This is a genomic window from Streptococcus handemini (assembly GCF_040984445.1).
Classification (GTDB): Bacteria; Bacillota; Bacilli; order Lactobacillales; family Streptococcaceae; genus Streptococcus; species Streptococcus handemini.
In genome coordinates, this window is the sequence record NZ_JBFRYH010000052.1 from 1 (window position 1) to 16,693 (window position 16,693).

The following is a 16,693-nucleotide window of genomic DNA, read 5'->3' on the forward strand; positions in this document are numbered from 1 at the left end:
TAATAAGCAAACAATTTCTAACTTTTCTTCTACTGATTTTGGACTTCTTTTGGACATGTGAAAACTCCCCTTATAGTGTCTAGTGAATTTTGGTTTTTTCACTGTCTACTATATGGGGAGTATATCATAGTAACGCTCGGGAGTTTTTGGAGATTTATGAAAAAGAAAAGTTAGGATGTGTCTAGTATAAGTGCCAAACCTTAAAGAGGGCTTAAACAAAACTCAGTGTCTAAAATGACGTACATCGGTGAAAATCATGGTAAGGCCATGTTTGTCCGCTGCTTCAATGGATTCTTGATCACGGACGGAACCTCCGGGTTGGATAATGGCCTTGATACCTGCCGCAGCGATTTCTTCGATATTATCCGCAAATGGAAAGAAGGCATCGCTTGCAAGTACAGCGCCGTCTAGGCGATCCTTGGCTTGTTCCACCGCAATTTTGACAGAAGCAACGCGGTTAGTTTGTCCTGGCCCAACGCCTAGTACCATGTGGTCATTGGTAATGATAATGCCGTTTGATTTGACGTATTTGATGGATTTCCAAGCAAATTCAAGAGCTGTTTGTTCTTCAGGGCTCGGCTGACGTTTGGTCACAACTTTCCAATCACTTGGATTTTCTATCACTACATCTTGATTTTGGATAAGCAAGCCACCCAGCACACCCGTCACTTCTTTTTCAGTTGTACTGGCTAGGTGCCGGCTAAAATCCAGCTCCAGAATTCGAAGATTTTTCTTTTTATTGGTCAAAATCTCCAAGGCTTCTGGTGTATAGCTTGGTGCGATGATGATTTCAAGGAAAATCGGGTGCATTTTTTCAGCAGTTGCAACATCTACCTCACGGTTGAGTACGACAATGCCTCCGAAAATCGATACAGGGTCTGATTCGTAGGCATAATCCCAAGCTGTTTCAATATCATCTGCCTGTCCAATTCCGCAAGGGTTCATGTGTTTGAGTGCTACAACGGTTGGACGATCCTGAAAATCACGGATAATGCGAATCGCTGCATCGGCATCTCGAATGTTGTTAAAGGACAGCTCTTTTCCGTTTAGTTGCTTGCTAGCTGCAATCGAGTAAGCAAGTGGCAGAGCTGTTTGGTAGAAGTCCGCATCCTGTTGCGGATTTTCACCGTAGCGCATCGATTGTTTGAGCTCGTAAGTCAGGGTTAATTTCTCAGGCTTTTCCTCACCCACTTGCTGAGTAAAATAGTCTGCAATCAAGGCATCATAGGCTGCAGTATGGCGGAAAACTTTTGCCGCTAGGCGCTTACGGGTGGTAAGACTGGTCTCACCTGTTGCTCGTAATTCCTCCAATACCCCTTGATAATCTGCTGGATCAACGACAACTGTTACACTGGCATGATTTTTTGCCGCAGAACGAAGCATAGACGGTCCACCGATATCGATATTTTCTACCGCATCCGCATAAGCGACATCTGGCTTCATAACCGTTTCTTTGAAAGGATAGAGATTCACTACCACCAAGTCAATCAAGTCAATGCCGTGGTCTTTTGTAGCTTCTATGTGACTATTTACATCTCGTCTGGCTAAAAGACCGCCATGAATCTTAGGATGGAGGGTTTTCACGCGCCCATCCATCATCTCTGGGAATCCTGTCACATCATCAATCGCAAGAGTCGCAATCCCAGCGCTATCCAAGGCCAACTTGGTTCCACCTGTTGAGATAATCTCCCAACCAAGCTGCACTAAGCTCTGTGCCAATTCCACAATGCCTGTCTTATCTGACACACTGATCAAGGCTTTTTTTGTCATGATTTCTCCTTATTTTCTTCTTTGTCAATCGTTCACAGCGGTTTACATTCAATCATTCGTAACGAGATAGCAACTTCCGAATCACCTCTGGATAGAGTTGGTATTCCATGGCGTGTATCCGCTCCTCGAAGCTCTCAAGCGTATCGCTATCTAGAATCGGCACGCGCTCCTGACGGATAATCTGTCCGCTGTCAATGCCTGAATCCACCCAATGAACGGTCACGCCAGATTGTGCAACCCCTGCATCCCAAGCATCTTCAATGCCGTGAGCTCCTGGAAATTCGGGCAGATAGGCAGGGTGAATATTAATCATCCGCCCCTCGTAGCGTGCAAGAAGGGTGTCTGCTACAATCTTCATATAACCTGCCAAAACCACGAAATCTACACCATGCTGGTCTAACAGCTCCACAATCGCACCTTCATAGGCTGCCTTACTATCAAACTCCTTGAGTTCAAAGGCGTACGCCGTCACGCCAAGATTTCTTGCTCGCTCAAGAACATAGGCATCTCGGTGGTCTGAAAAGACAAATTCAATAGGAAACTGCTCGGCAATCACTTGAAAATTAGACCCATTTCCGGACGCAAAAACGGCTATTTTTTTCATCTGAATACCACACTTTGGTCTGTTTTTTCAATGATCCGTCCGATTTCATAAACTTCTTCATCTACTAGCTCCTTGATACGCTCCACATCTTCTGCTGCTACTGCAAGAACCATTCCAAGACCCATATTGAAAATCTCAAACATTTCTTCATGAGGAATCTCCCCATATTTCTCTAAAGCTTTAAAAATCGGCAAAACTGGTACCTGACTTTCTTCAATCTCAGCTGCCAACTCTTCACCAAACATCCGTGGAATATTTTCAATAAAGCCACCACCCGTGATATGGGAAATCCCATGCACCAAACCTTCCTTAATCAGAGGAAGAAGTGTCTGAACGTAGATTCGTGTTGGTGCAAGCAAGACTTCCTTGAGAGGTTTACCTTCCAATTCAGGCAAGCATTCATCACCTGTATAATCTGAGAAAACACGGCGAACAAGAGAGTAACCATTTGAATGAATACCACTGGAAGCAAGACCCAACAGAACATCACCTGCCACAACCTTAGAGCCGTCAATAATTTGGGATTTTTCTGCAATACCAACAGCAAAACCGGCTAAATCATACTCTTCTTCACCGTACATTCCGGGCATTTCAGCGGTTTCTCCACCGATAAGAGCGGCACCCGCTAGAAGGCAACCGTCTGCAACCCCCTTGACGACCTGCTCAAGTTTTTCAGGGATATTTTTCCCAGTTGCAATATAATCCAAGAAATAAAGCGGTTCTGCTCCTGCTGCGACAATGTCGTTGACGCACATGGCCACACAATCCTGACCAATGGTATCGTGCTTATCGTACTGAATGGCCAGCATCAGTTTAGTCCCGACTCCGTCTGTCCCAGAAATCAAGACGGGTTCCTTGACAGCTAATTCCGTCAAATCAAACATGCCTCCAAAGCCACCGAGAGCCCCCATAACGCCTAAGCGCTCCGTTTTTTTGACATGCTTTTTGATGCGTTCAACTACTTCATATCCTGCTTCCACATCAACACCTGATGCAGCGTATGTATTTTTTGACATCCTTTTCTCCTTTAGTCATCATGAGAAATTTTGAAACCTCATTTCCTGTAATGAACTATCAAAATCAATAAAAACTCGTTTTTTCTGCCAAGCTTTCCAAATACCGTTCCTCGTAGTCATATAGTGGAGTGGGATACTTCCCATCAAAATAAGCAACACAAAGACCGCCATTTGGGGCATCTGTCTCCATACCTACTCCCTCAATCAAGCCTTCCAAGGATAGGAAGGTCAAGCTGTCTGCCCCAATAATCTCACAAATCTCCTCATTGCTATGGTTGGCTGCAATCAGTTCGCTGCGTTGTTGAATATCAATTCCGAAAAAGCAAGGATATTTAAGAGGAGGGCTAGCAATCGCTACATGGACTTCTGCTGCCCCTGCATCTCGTAAGAGTTGGACAATACGGCGACTAGTCGTTCCTCGGACAATCGAGTCATCAACCATAACCACGCGCTTGCCCTTTACAATGCTTGAGACAGCAGACAGCTTCATCCGAACACCCTGCTCTCGCAATTCCTGTGTCGGCTGAATAAAGGTGCGCTGGGTATACTGGTTCTTAATCAAGCCCATCTCATAAGGCAAGCCTGATTCTTCTGCGTAGCCACTAGCTGCAGACAGCGACGAATTGGGCACACCGACCACAATATCTGCTTCAATCTTTGCTTCTTGTGCCAAACGGCGCCCCATTTTCTTTCGTGCCGCATGAACATTGACCCCATTAATGACACTATCAGGTCGCGCAAAGTAGACATATTCCATAGAACAGATAGATAGCTGAGTATCCTCTGTATAGCGATCATGCTGCAGACCTTCATCATCAATGATAACGAGCTCACCTGGTTTTACATCTTCTATCCACTCTGCACCAACCACTTCAAAGGCGCAAGTTTCACTTGAAACAACCCAAGCGCCATTTTTCATGCGCCCAATGGACAAAGGACGAAAACCATTTGGATCAAGCGCTGCAATCAACTGATTTTCAGCCATAATCAAGTAGGCAAAACCACCCTTGACCTGATTGAGTGCCTCCTTGATTTTATCAAGAAGCGTTTCTTTTTGACTCCGACGAATGAGGTGCATGAGAATTTCTGTATCAGAAGAACTAGCAAAGATTGCCCCCTGGGCCTCTAATTCCTTTTTCAAACTTTGAGTATTGGTCAAATTCCCATTATGGGCCAGCCCCAGTTGCATGTCGAAAAAGTCAAATAAGAAGGGCTGGACATTGTTGATTGACGCACCGCCTGCCGTCGCATAACGGACATGACCAATGGCTGCTTGACCTGTCAAGTGTTCCAAATCTTCTTGATGTTTAAAGACTTCAGAAACCAAACCCAAACCCCGATGACGGCGCAGGGTTCCTGCTTGATTGGCCAAAATGCCTGCTCCTTCCTGACCACGGTGCTGCAAACTATGAAGTCCAAAATAGGTCACTTGGCTAGCTTGCGGATGTCCCCAAATACCAAACAAGCCACATTCCTCATTGAGCGATTTTACTTCGTATGTCATATCATCCTCTTATTTCTTTGTGAAATACCGTACGGCACTTTCAAACAGCTTCTGGTCCTTTTCTCCCGGAATATTCTGGAACAAACCAGCTTCATACCGTTCAGAATGTCCCATTTTCCCAATGATTTGGCCATTTTTACTCGTAATCCCCTCAATCGCATAGAAAGAGCCATTTGGATTGTAGCGGCTGTCCATACTTGGTTGTCCTGTCAAATCCACATACTGACTGAATATCTGGCCTTGGTCACGAAGCTCTGCAAATTCTGCCTCTGTCACAACGAATTTCCCTTCCCCATGTGACACTGGAATGGCATGGATAGCACCTACTTCTACACCAGCTAACCACGGTGAATTAGTATTGGCAATGCGGGTTTCCACCATTTTCGCCACGTGTTGGTTGGCATCGTTGTAAAAGAGGGTCGGACTAGTTTCACCTGCCTCTTCAAAATTACCATAAGGAAGAAGACCTGATTTGACAAGAGCTTGGAATCCATTACAAATACCGATAATCAGACCACTACGCGCAATAAAGGCATCGATTGCAGCCCTTATTTTTTCATTGAGCAAAATATTCACAATAAATTTCGCAGATCCGTCTGGCTCATCAGCTGCTGAAAATCCGCCTGCAAAAAAGAGAATCTGTGCTTGGCTAATGGATTGGACCATTCTCTCAACAGACTGAGCCAGCGCTACTTCATCCAGCGTTACAAATGGTTCTAAGCGCACCTTAGCACCAGCTTGTTCAAAGGCCTTCGCAGAATCATACTCTGAGTTTGTTCCCGGAAAAACGGGAATATACACCAAGGGTTGGCTGATTGTTTCCTTATTCTCACGCACAAAATCGGTCACGACTGGTGCTACTTCTGCCATAAGGCTGTCCTGCTCAAATACAGTCGGATAAACATCCTCGAAAGTCCTCTCAAAACTTGCTAGCAAGTCATCAATCGGTAAGTCAACACCATTGATGATGAGGTTTTCTTCACTGATTGTCTGTCCAATTTTCAAAACTCCTTCAACCTCATCTGGACTAGCAAAGACAAAGCCGCCCAATTGCCCTCGTAAACTACTTTCAATCTGATCCAGCACCACGCTTGCTCCGATGTGATTTCCAAAGGTCATGAGCGCAAGTGTTTCTGTTACGCCACCGTATTTAACAGCAGCTGCTGCTGTTACCTTGTGTTTTTCTTGAATTTTGGTGAATGTTTTGAAATTTTCTCTTATGTTTTCGAAATCAATTTCCGCTGCAATGGCTTGACCTGGAATGTAGTAGAGATACTCTCCTGACCATTTCAATTCTGGCGATAAAATCCGCCCAACAGTTGAAGTCGTCACACCAAAAGCTACCAAGGTCGGAGGAACGGTCAATTCTTCAAAAGTTCCAGACATCGAATCTTTTCCACCAATTGACGGAAGGCCTAATTGAATCTGCGCTTCAATCGAGCCAAGCAAGGCTGCTACAGGTTTTCCAAAGCGTTCTGCCTGCTTGTCCATTCTCTCAAAATATTCTTGATAAGAGAAACGGGCTTTTTCCCAAGCACTTCCTGTTGCCACCAAACGACTGATTGCTTCAATCACCGCATAAGCTGCTCCGTGATACGGAGACCAGGCTGCAATCAAGGGATTATACCCCTGCGCCATAACAGAGACCGTTTCGGTCACGCCATGCTCAACTGGCAATTTCTGAACGGAACTTTCTGACGGCGTCATTTGATAACGACCCCCAAGAGGATGATTCACCGTTGAACGACCCACGGAACTATCAAAGATTGTTTGCAAGCCTTTTTGACTGGCATGATTCAAGTCAGCGAGTAAATCCTGCAAGTCTTGCTTCAAAGTGTCTGCTGATGTTACTCTTTGTTCTGGCAGCGCCCATGGACTATCAGTCACTTTCGCATCCACAACTACTCGCACACCGTTGCTGTCAAGGAAAGAACGCTCAATATCCACAATCCTCTGCCCTTTCCAAGTCATGACAAGATGTGGCCTCTCTGTCACAGTTGCTACAGGGACAGCTAGGATATTTTCCTTGGCTGCAAAGGTGATGAAGGCCTCTACATTTTCTGGTGTAACAACGACCGCCATACGCTCTTGACTTTCTGAAATGGCAATTTCTGTCCCATTTAAGCCTTGATACTTAAGCGGTACCTTATCCAAATCAATTTCAAGACCGTCTGCCAATTCACCAATCGCAACGCAGACACCACCTGCTCCAAAGTCGTTGGACTTTTTAATCAATCGGGTCACTGCCTTATCACGAAAGAGCCGTTGAATTTTCCGCTCTTCAATAGCATTTCCTTTTTGAACCTCTGCACCAGCTGTTTCAACAGATGTAGCAGTCTGAACTTTTGACGATCCTGTCGCTCCACCAATACCATCTCGTCCCGTTTTCCCTCCAAGAAGAATGACCACATCCCCTGCTACTGGTTTTTCACGGATAACATTTTCCTTGGGAGCTGCTCCTACAACGGCCCCTAACTCCATACGTTTTGCGACAAATCCTGGGTGGAAATATTCTCTTACATAGGTCGTTGCAAGACCAATCTGGTTTCCATAAGAAGAATAACCATGGGCAGCTGTTTTTGAGATAACTTGTTGCGGTAATTTTCCTGAGCGAGTCTCAGACAAGGGTTGGGTAATGTCGCCCGCCCCTGAAATTCGCATGGCTTGATAGACATACGAACGCCCGGATAACGGATCGCGAATAGCACCACCGATACAGGTTGCTGCACCACCAAATGGCTCAATTTCTGTCGGGTGATTATGGGTCTCATTTTTAAACATCAAGAGCCACGGCTCTTTCACCCCATTCACATCTACTTCAATTTCCACAGAGCAGGCATTGATTTCATCGGATACTTCAAGGTCATCCAAACGATCATTTGCTCGTTCATAGCGACCAAAAATCGTTGCCATGTCCATGAGTGTCTGCGGCTTGTTCGCACGACCCAATTCGCTTCTCATAGCAAGATACTTCTCATAGGTCGCCTGCAATTGATCTTGAAATTGTGATTCCGAAAAATCAATCTGACGCAACTCTGTCTCAAAGGTAGTATGACGACAATGATCTGACCAATAAGTATCTAAAACTTTCAACTCTGTCTCCGTCGGACAACGCCCAATCGAAGCAAAGTAATCTTGAATAAAAAGTAAATCAGCTACTTCCATAGCAAGTCCTTGATCTTGTTTATACTGGGCAAAATCAGCCTCTGTATAATCCTTGAAAAAATCAAGCACTGGAATAACTGTATTAGAACTAGAGAAATCAGGATCTTCCAACTCTTTAGCGACATCCTTAAAACGAGAATCGACAGGATTGAGCAAATAAGCCTGAATCGCTGCTACATCCTCATCGCTAGTCTCAACATTTAAGAGATAGAGTTGGGCTGTTTTTACCAGTACATCACTACCTGCTCCTAAAAGAAACAGGGCTTCCTGACTGCTCGCTGCACGCTGATCAAATTGACCAGGTAGAGCTTCAATGGCAAAGAAACGGCTAGCAACAAGACTTTCTGTCACTTCTTGTTCTGACAATACAATATCTGTTACTTTTTCTGAAAAAACACGTTCCTCAGCTAGCATCACCAAATCTTCACTCAGATTAAAGACATCATAGACTTGTATCAAGCGTACATTCGTCAATGTTTCAACCTTTAAACGCTCCTGCAATTCACGCAGCAAGCTCTCTGCTTTTATCTGAAAACTCGCTTTTTTCTCGACAAAAATTCGTTTATTCATCTTAGTCCAACTCCTGTAACTTTTCCCACACGATTTGATAAACATCTGTCATCTCTCCAAGACCACGGCGAAAGACATCCTTGTCCATGTGATTGCCATCCGCATCCCAGAGCCTACAATTATCTGGAGAAAATTCATCTGCTAAAATTATCTTGCCGTCTCGATTCTTCCCAAATTCTAGCTTAAAATCAATCAAGGTTAAGCCAATAGCAGCAAACCACTCTGTCAATAATTGATTGATTTTCCTCGTTTCTGCCTTAATATAAGCAAGCTCTTCTGTTGAAGCAATATCCAGAAAAGCTACATGTTCATCATTGATAAAAGGGTCATCTAGCTCATCTTTCTTGTAATAAAATTCCACAATCGGCTCTGCCAACTTGAGTCCTTCTGCCACGCCAAAGCGCTTCGAAAACGAGCCCGCTGTATAATTGCGCAACACTACTTCTAGTGGGATAATCGCCACTTTTTTATTCAGTTGTTCCGTATCTGATAATTTTTCTAAAAAGTGAGTGGCAATTCCTGCTCGATTTAATTTTTCAAAAATCAAAGACGAAATCTGATTGTTCAATTGCCCCTTACCAAGTACTTGTTCCTTTTTTAACCCATTTAAAGCCGTCGCTTGGTCCTTATAAACCGCAACAATCACCTCATCATTTTCTGTTGTATACAGATCCTTTGCTTTTCCCGAATATAACAATGATTGCTTCATATTATCGTTCGCCTTTACTCTTATATTTTTTGTATTTTGCTATATTCTAGCATATAATATTCGTTGATTCAAGAAAAATATCGGTTACATACTATAAATAACCAAAAAACGCCCGTCAAAAGACGAACGTTTTGTATTTTTTGTCAATGAATATACTTATTTAATCCACTCGCTGTTCAATATAGTCTACAATATCTGCCAACGTTTCAAATTCTTCAATGGCTTCATCCGAAATCGTAATCTGGAATTCATCCTCTAAGGACAGCACCAATTCCATAACCTCTACAGAATCTTCTGCTAGCTCCTCATTGACCATTAAATCAGGATGAAGTTCAAGTCCCTCACCTTTTTCTTCTATCAGAATTTCTTCCATTCTCTGATAAATTTCTTCTTTAGTCACTTGTCTCCTCCTCATGAGAAAAACGCTCTACTGATTTCTGGACAATTCCAGCCTCTAACATGGTTCTCGTTTGACTGATTGTATAGTAGACTGTCGCTGCATCACTTGAGCCATGCGCTTTAATAACAGGAGCTTTCAATCCTAAGAGAACTGCTCCACCTGCTTTTTTATAGTCCAAAGCCCCTAAGGCTGATTTTAAGGTTGGCTTTAAGAGTAGGCCACCTATCTTAGCGAGTAAGCTACCATTTTTAATCGCAGCAGTTAGTTGATTAACAACACTTTTGGCTGTTCCTTCAATCGTTTTTAGGACAGCATTTCCCGTGAAACCATCGGTAACAACCACATCGGCAACACCATTTAACAATTCACGCGCCTCAACATTACCGATAAAATGAATACTTTTATCCTGTGATAGCAACTCATAAGCTTCTTTATGAACCGGAGTCCCTTTTGATTCCTCCGTCCCATTATTCAGTAAAGCCACCCGTGGACGAGCAATTCCTCGTACGTATTGGGCATAGAAGGCCCCTAAAATCGCATACTGATGTAAATGATGAGCCGTATTTTCTGCATTTGCTCCCAAATCCATCATATCAAAGCCTTTTCCGTCCATCGTTGGTAAGGTTGATAGTAAGCCAGGACGGTCAATCTGTTTCAACCGGCCAACCACAAATACACCCGCAGCAAGGAGGGCACCCGTATTTCCAGCAGAGACAACCGCATCGGCTTCCCCTGTCTTTACAGCTTTTGTCGCAAGCACCATAGAAGCATTTTTCTTCCGACGAATGGCCTTGACCGGCTCATCATTTGATTCAATTTTTTCGTCTGTATGAATAATGGTCACTCGATCCATACTCGTTAACAGTGGCTTAATTTTCGCCTCATCGCCATACAATTGAATGTCAATATCTGAAAAAGCAGCAAGAGCTTGATTCACTCCTTCTACAATAGCCTGTGGAGCATGATCTCCACCCATTGCATCAACCGCAATCCGTTTCATCTTGATTCCTCCTGAAAAAGTTACTCCCTATTATACCACGAAAGACACCCTTTTTCATTTGAATACCACACTAGGTTTGTGAATGATTTATAAAATCAACCAGTAACTTTCTAAGCTCCTCCTTTTGCTCCTCTGACAAGGCTTTATTCTTTGCATTATGACCAGACACTGTTCCCATATGCGTTCTCACGTCCCCCTTACTATTTATAGATACTAAAAATGGTACATACAACCGATCACCTTGTAGATAGGTTAAATAAATATCCGTTAGCTCCTGTCGATTTTGCTCTGTAAACTCAGAAGATTTTGTATTGATTAAATAAGCCTGTGCATCTTCTGCATTCAACTCTTCTATTAGCAAAGGCAGTAACTCTTGGCACCAAGGACATGATGCAAATCCAAAATAATAAATTCCTGCTTCTTTCTGCTGTATTTTAGAAATAATAGTATTTGCGGATTGGTGAATAAATTCAATAGCATTTTCATTATAGTCTACAACAGGTGTAGAATTTCGAGCTACAAATAGCCATATAGCTCCAAGAGGAATAGCTGGTATCCCCAAAACAATCAGTAAATACTTCCTTAATAATTTCAATAGAGGTTATCCTTTCTTTATTATATTTATTAACGACAACAGTATAACTTCTCCGTCATTGGTTATCGGAAAGAAATTGATAATATTCATAAGACAAAAAAATTTCACGATAAACTGTAATATATTATCAGCTGGTGCAATTATCCCTATTAAAAAAAGAATGAGCGGAGCAAGCAATAATAAGATGATGAAAATCGTTTTTTCTATTCTCGTAAACGATAGCTATACTAGCTATTCTCCATCTTATTATTGTTTTATAGCCTAACAACCGTGCTGTTATCCAATGAATAAACTCATGCAGGACAATAATACTAGTTAGTGCCACGCAAAAATAAACAAAAATCATACTATTATCCCTTTTTCTTATAGAAAAAAGCATAACAAGTTAGCCATAAGCAAATAAATACTACGTATATATAATACAAACGAGAGTGGATTGAAAATAGATTGTATAATACCTCTGGTGTATCTATATTTTTTATAACCAGACCCATCATTGTTACTCTTGTTTCATTAACTATTTGAAAAAGTTCAATACCAAAATCGACGATAAATAGGACTAACCAAACCAAAGTAGCATAGGTATATTGTTGTAAAAATTGTTTCAAAATTGAATCTCCGTTTCTTTCTTAATCATAAACATTATCACACAGCACAAATAAAGCGTAACTAACACTAATATCACTGGAAATCGAGTTGCTATATAAAGTAAGAGTATAGCCAAACATAATAAAACTGTCGCAACTGTTTCATTTGTACTTCCACTTGACCTTGGAAATAAAAAACCAATAAAAATAGATATGCAACTAATAGCATAAGCATGTATGAACTGAACAAGCGTTTGATTGATATATAGATTTAATAGTAGTACTGGCAATTGAAACAACCCAATAGCACATATCAACTGAATTAACTCTACACTAGTTGATCTATTCATATGGTAATACAAACGTCTCTGCTGTTGGGTAGAATCAGCATAGTGAATAAAAACTATCCCTAGCAAGGGCCAAAAATCTAACAAATTATAAGCCATTATCGACAAATGACCAACCATAACGGAATAAATAGATACAAATCCTATAAAAACGATAGAAAACACAAATAACTTTGTCCGAACAATAGATAATAATACACTTCTAAAACCAATTGGCAACACTGATGTCAAAGGGATTCTGATAAATCTTCTAATCAAAAATACAGACCCATATACATCTTTATCCATTATCAATAATACTAATAGAGTGACAAATCCTACCACAAAAAAGAAAATTGACAATACAAGTGGTTTAGAAATTAATGTAACTAAATAATACTCTACCTTAAACCGCACTACATATCCATAAATGAGAGCTAGTAAAAAGTAAAGAATTGTCACACTCGAATGCAAATACTTAATTGGTATTCTAGGAATTTTTAAAATAACTAGGTATATGTAATTTAATAATAGATATGTCGCTAAAAAGATAATATGGCAAGATACAAATAATACAGTGGATACAACTGGCGACCTCAGTATACTAAGACCTGGTATTAAAATAATAAAGAATACTTCATATAAAGAAAGAGCCACGATGACTTTAAATAATTTTAAAGATACATGCACCTCCTTTTCTGTAAAAGGCAGTGTTTTAGCAAAAAAAAGTGCACTACTTTTTAATTGAAGTGTCGCATTAGTAAGTAAAAATATAAGAAATGCAAACACAATAGCCAAATTATTATAGCTTCCAACAGACAAGGAGATTAGTTTATTCAACTCTTCTTTGGGAATCACTCCAACCTGAGCTAAATGGACTGTTTCCACAGCATTTAAATAAAAATAAATCCCATAAATGATAACACTAGCTACAAAAAATAGCCACCTATTAATCTTTTTTTGAAAGAAACGTCTTCTCAATACCCCTTGAAAAGAATCTCGGAAATAAAATTTAAGCAGAAACAAAATATTTCTGTATGTTCTGTAATTTAACATGCAAATCTCCCGCTTCTTTTATTGCTTCACTAATTTTATCCACCGAACTCGTAAAATGGGTAAGATTCCCATTTGACATAATATAAATTTTATTGGGAAAATGGGTCAATACATTCAAATCATGTGATACCAATACAAAACACCGCTCTTTTTCTAATTGCTGTAATAGCTCCTGTAATAGAATAACTGTATCAAAATCTAGACCGCTAAACAACTCGTCTGCAAATATATAAGGAGTATTTGACAAGATAGCAGCTATTATTTGAATTTTTTTCTTCATCCCAAATGAATAATTCTCCAACAGTTTATCTCTTTCTTCCGATAAATCAAATATTGAAAATAGAAATTCTACTTTATCAAAGCTTGATGTAGAATAGTGCTGCAATACAAATTGTAAATATTCATCACCTGTTAAATATTCCGGTAAATAAAAATCTGAAGGAATATAAAATATAGAATCTTTATAGTTTTTTGAACCAATAGGGAACTTTTTGTATACTATAGTTCCTTTGTCTACTAGCAACATATTATTCACTATATTCATAAACGTTGTTTTTCCACAACCATTCGTTCCTACAATAATATAAACACCATTTCTTCCGAAGTCAATACTTACATCATTAAGAATTTTTTGTTGCCCCACTTGTTTTATAATATTTCTAACAGATAACATTTATTCTCCTTCTAGTAAAATAGGGAGCACACTCTCTGATTCCTCAGATCGGCTACTAATAGTCATTCCCCTTACTCCCCAGGCAATTGATTAAACCTATCTTTTGAACTTATATCATGTCAATCACTGCGTCAATATCTTTTTACTAAATCTGATTAAAGAAGCTAGGCTTGAGCCTAGCCTCTTTGTGAAACGATTAGTTAATGACATGCTATTCCCATCTCACCCGATTTAGGCCAATTAAATTTTACATTAAATGCAAAACTTTTTCCCCTGCTAGTACAGTACCAAGCATACAGACCAACTGCGGCTAAAACGACTAGTGCGACTATCACCCAGCCCCATCTATTTTCAATAACTTCCTCGTACTTTTTTTCCAATTCTAATGCGTATACTTGCATCGCATTAGATAGCATCGTAATCATAAATAATACCTTCACGTTATTTTATAACTTTGAAGAAGAGTTCTTCACTTTTATTATTCGAAAAAATTATAAAAAATAAGCAAATCTGGGTTGAAAATCCATTTTCAACCCAGATTACTTATCTCCCTTTTTCAGTAACTGCCCCCAAGAAGACAGATCATCAATAAATTTCTTCGATTTTAGGTGAATCCCCACATACTCGTCATAAAGCTGATCAATAAATAGACGTAACTTTCGCTTCATCCCATCCTTGACTGAAATCCGCTCCAAGTCCTTAAAGGAAATAGCCTGAAATTGGTCAATCAGATAGAGTACATTGGGATCCAAATGTAGACGCCTCTCATCTTCATGATAATGTTGCGGACATAAGACCCCCGAATACTGATACGAATAATCAAAGGGAAGGCCCACTCGGTGGCAAAAAGCACACTCATGAACATTCAAGGAAACCCCAAATCGACTTAATAACTGAATCTCAAAAATATTGGTTAAAATCTCATAATCCAGTCCCGACTCCATTAGCTCTAAGGTTTTGACCAAAAAAGCAAATAAAGCGGCATCGTGCATCTTATCCTGCAAACAAGCATCTGCCAAGGCCAAAGTATAAGTCGCATAACTTAATCGAAAAATATCCTCATTCAGTTGCCGAAAAGGCTGAACCTGATGAAAATCTTCAATATAGCTCAAACCCTCATCATTGATTTTTACAATAAAATCTGCGTAAGTCAGAGGCTGAATAGCAGCTACCAACTTAGATTGAGCAGCATGTTTCACGAAAAACATTCGTTTCCCAGCCTGCTCCGTGAAGATTTTGACCAACTTATCCGCTTCACGAAAATCCCGATTATAAAGAACAATTCCCCTTGTTTCAATCCGCTCCATACTCTGCCATAAATTCTTTCAACCGTACCATTGCCTGTTCAATAGTCTCCATGCTTGCCGCATAGGAAATGCGAATATAGCCCTCGCCATACTGACCAAAGGCTGCACCAGGAATAAAGGCAACTGCTTTTTTGCGGGCAAATTCCTGCAAGAAAGCAAAGGAATCTTGAGGATATCCATTAGGAATCTTAGCAAAGATGTAGAAAGCTCCGTCTGGCTTGATGATTTTAAAGCCAAGCTCCGTCATCTTCTCAATCACATAATCCCTGCGTTTGACATATTCATGACGCATCGGAAGCGCATCCTCTTTTCCATTTTTCAAAGCTTCTAAGGCGCCATATTGCATCGAAGTAGCCGCTGCTGTCACCAAGTATTGATGACTTTTAATCACCTGCGCAACAATCTCCGCACACGACATAATGAGTCCAATTCGCCAACCAGTCATAGCATGGGATTTGGACAAGCCTTGAATTAAAATGGTCTGCTCTGGCAAGTATTCCGCAATCGACACATGGGGCGCTCCTGTATAAGTCAATTCTGCATAAACCTCATCAGACAAGATAAAGATTGGGTATTTCTCCAAAACCTCCGCAAAAGCCTGAATTTGTTCCCGAGAATAGGTCACCCCTGTCGGATTCGCAGGATAATTGAGAATGACCGCCTTGAGTTTCTCTCCTTGCTCAATAATAGCCTGCTCTAACATCTCAGGTGTCAACACAAAATCATTTGCTGTCGTATCAATCTCAACAATATCTGCGCCCACCATATTCACAATCGGCTCATAGCCCGGATAGGCAGGTGCTGGGAGCAATACCGTATCTCCTGGTTCTAAAATTGCCACCAAACTAGCAGATAGGGCTTCAGTCGCACCAATTGTAACCAAGATTTCATTCATAGGATTGTAGGACAGATTATATTTTTCTGCTACAAATTCTGCCGCTACCTGCCGTAACTCCAGCAACCCAGCCATACCTGTGTAATGACTCTGGTTAGCATCAATGGCAGCCTTTGCTGCTTCCTTAACATGATCAGGCGTTGTAAAATCAGGCTCTCCCAGCGTTAATTTTAAAATACCAGGAATATCTGAAATAGCTTGATCGAACTGACGAATCATTGAGACTTCAATCCGATTTAAATTCTGATTAAAACGATGGCGTAAATTCATACATTACCTCTCTATCCAATACTATAGCATTCTTTTTTTGACTATACATCACATTATACCACTATTTTTTCTGAAACAAAATCTACTACATGAATAAAACACGACAAACGCATGAAACGGTCTTCGGCTTTTTTCTACCTCAAACACTTTTTTGATTTAAAGTAATCGTTTTAAATACTGGTCAAAGGATAGACTAAGGACATATTTCTTACGACGCATGCTCATTTTCTTTCCAAAATCCAACCG

The 16,693-nt window shown here is 40.7% G+C and carries 14 protein-coding genes; all 14 read right to left on the bottom strand.

Annotated features, from left to right (window positions below):
* Positions 1-222: 222 nt before the first annotated feature.
* The 14 genes from purH to ABPH35_RS08235 all read right to left on the bottom strand — a co-directional run bounded on the left by purH (position 223) and on the right by ABPH35_RS08235 (position 16,447).
* Positions 223-1,770: a bifunctional phosphoribosylaminoimidazolecarboxamide formyltransferase/IMP cyclohydrolase gene (purH, locus tag ABPH35_RS08170; RefSeq protein ID WP_368849708.1), complete on the bottom strand. Its 1,548-nt coding sequence runs from the start codon at positions 1,768-1,770 to the stop codon at positions 223-225.
* A 52-nt stretch (positions 1,771-1,822) separates the two neighbouring features.
* Positions 1,823-2,374 carry a phosphoribosylglycinamide formyltransferase gene (purN, locus tag ABPH35_RS08175; protein ID WP_368849709.1) on the bottom strand — a complete coding sequence of 184 codons (552 nt, stop codon included), beginning with the start codon at positions 2,372-2,374 and terminating at the stop codon, positions 1,823-1,825.
* Positions 2,371-3,390, bottom strand: coding sequence for a phosphoribosylformylglycinamidine cyclo-ligase (gene purM, locus ABPH35_RS08180; RefSeq protein ID WP_368849710.1), 1,020 nt, complete (start codon positions 3,388-3,390; stop codon positions 2,371-2,373). Before purM ends, purN begins: the two co-directional genes overlap by 4 nt.
* Positions 3,391-3,454: 64 nt before the next feature.
* Complete coding sequence (gene purF / locus ABPH35_RS08185) at positions 3,455-4,894, bottom strand: amidophosphoribosyltransferase (protein WP_368849711.1); 1,440 nt, start codon at positions 4,892-4,894, stop codon at positions 3,455-3,457.
* A 9-nt stretch (positions 4,895-4,903) separates the two neighbouring features.
* Positions 4,904-8,629: a phosphoribosylformylglycinamidine synthase gene (locus tag ABPH35_RS08190; RefSeq protein ID WP_368849712.1), complete on the bottom strand. Its 3,726-nt coding sequence runs from the start codon at positions 8,627-8,629 to the stop codon at positions 4,904-4,906.
* A gap of 1 nt (position 8,630) precedes the next feature.
* The gene (purC, locus tag ABPH35_RS08195; RefSeq protein ID WP_349989264.1) at positions 8,631-9,338 is read right to left on the bottom strand and encodes a phosphoribosylaminoimidazolesuccinocarboxamide synthase; all 708 of its coding nucleotides are present in this window, start codon (positions 9,336-9,338) and stop codon (positions 8,631-8,633) included.
* A gap of 160 nt (positions 9,339-9,498) precedes the next feature.
* Positions 9,499-9,738 (bottom strand): phosphopantetheine-binding protein, encoded by a 240-nt coding sequence (locus tag ABPH35_RS08200; RefSeq protein WP_349989265.1) that lies wholly within the window; start codon positions 9,736-9,738, stop codon positions 9,499-9,501.
* Positions 9,731-10,738: a phosphate acyltransferase PlsX gene (gene plsX / locus ABPH35_RS08205; protein ID WP_349989266.1), complete on the bottom strand. Its 1,008-nt coding sequence runs from the start codon at positions 10,736-10,738 to the stop codon at positions 9,731-9,733. The genes ABPH35_RS08200 and plsX overlap by 8 nt, the downstream gene beginning before the upstream one ends.
* Before the next feature lie 70 nt (positions 10,739-10,808).
* A complete protein-coding gene (locus ABPH35_RS08210; RefSeq protein WP_349989267.1) occupies positions 10,809-11,333 on the bottom strand; it encodes a transporter accessory protein in 525 nt (174 codons plus the stop codon).
* 604 nt (positions 11,334-11,937) lie between these two features.
* Positions 11,938-13,302 carry a hypothetical protein gene (locus ABPH35_RS08215; protein WP_349989268.1) on the bottom strand — a complete coding sequence of 455 codons (1,365 nt, stop codon included), beginning with the start codon at positions 13,300-13,302 and terminating at the stop codon, positions 11,938-11,940.
* Positions 13,259-13,975, bottom strand: a complete 717-nt coding sequence (locus tag ABPH35_RS08220) for an ATP-binding cassette domain-containing protein (RefSeq protein WP_349989270.1) — start codon at positions 13,973-13,975, stop codon at positions 13,259-13,261. Before ABPH35_RS08220 ends, ABPH35_RS08215 begins: the two co-directional genes overlap by 44 nt.
* Before the next feature lie 200 nt (positions 13,976-14,175).
* A complete protein-coding gene (locus ABPH35_RS08225) occupies positions 14,176-14,400 on the bottom strand; it encodes a hypothetical protein (RefSeq protein WP_349989271.1) in 225 nt (74 codons plus the stop codon).
* Positions 14,401-14,514: 114 nt separating this feature from the next.
* The gene (gene recO, locus ABPH35_RS08230) at positions 14,515-15,282 is read right to left on the bottom strand and encodes a DNA repair protein RecO (RefSeq protein ID WP_349989272.1); all 768 of its coding nucleotides are present in this window, start codon (positions 15,280-15,282) and stop codon (positions 14,515-14,517) included.
* Positions 15,269-16,447 carry a pyridoxal phosphate-dependent aminotransferase gene (locus tag ABPH35_RS08235; protein ID WP_349989273.1) on the bottom strand — a complete coding sequence of 393 codons (1,179 nt, stop codon included), beginning with the start codon at positions 16,445-16,447 and terminating at the stop codon, positions 15,269-15,271. The genes recO and ABPH35_RS08235 overlap by 14 nt, the downstream gene beginning before the upstream one ends.
* Between the last annotated feature and the right edge of the window lie 246 nt (positions 16,448-16,693).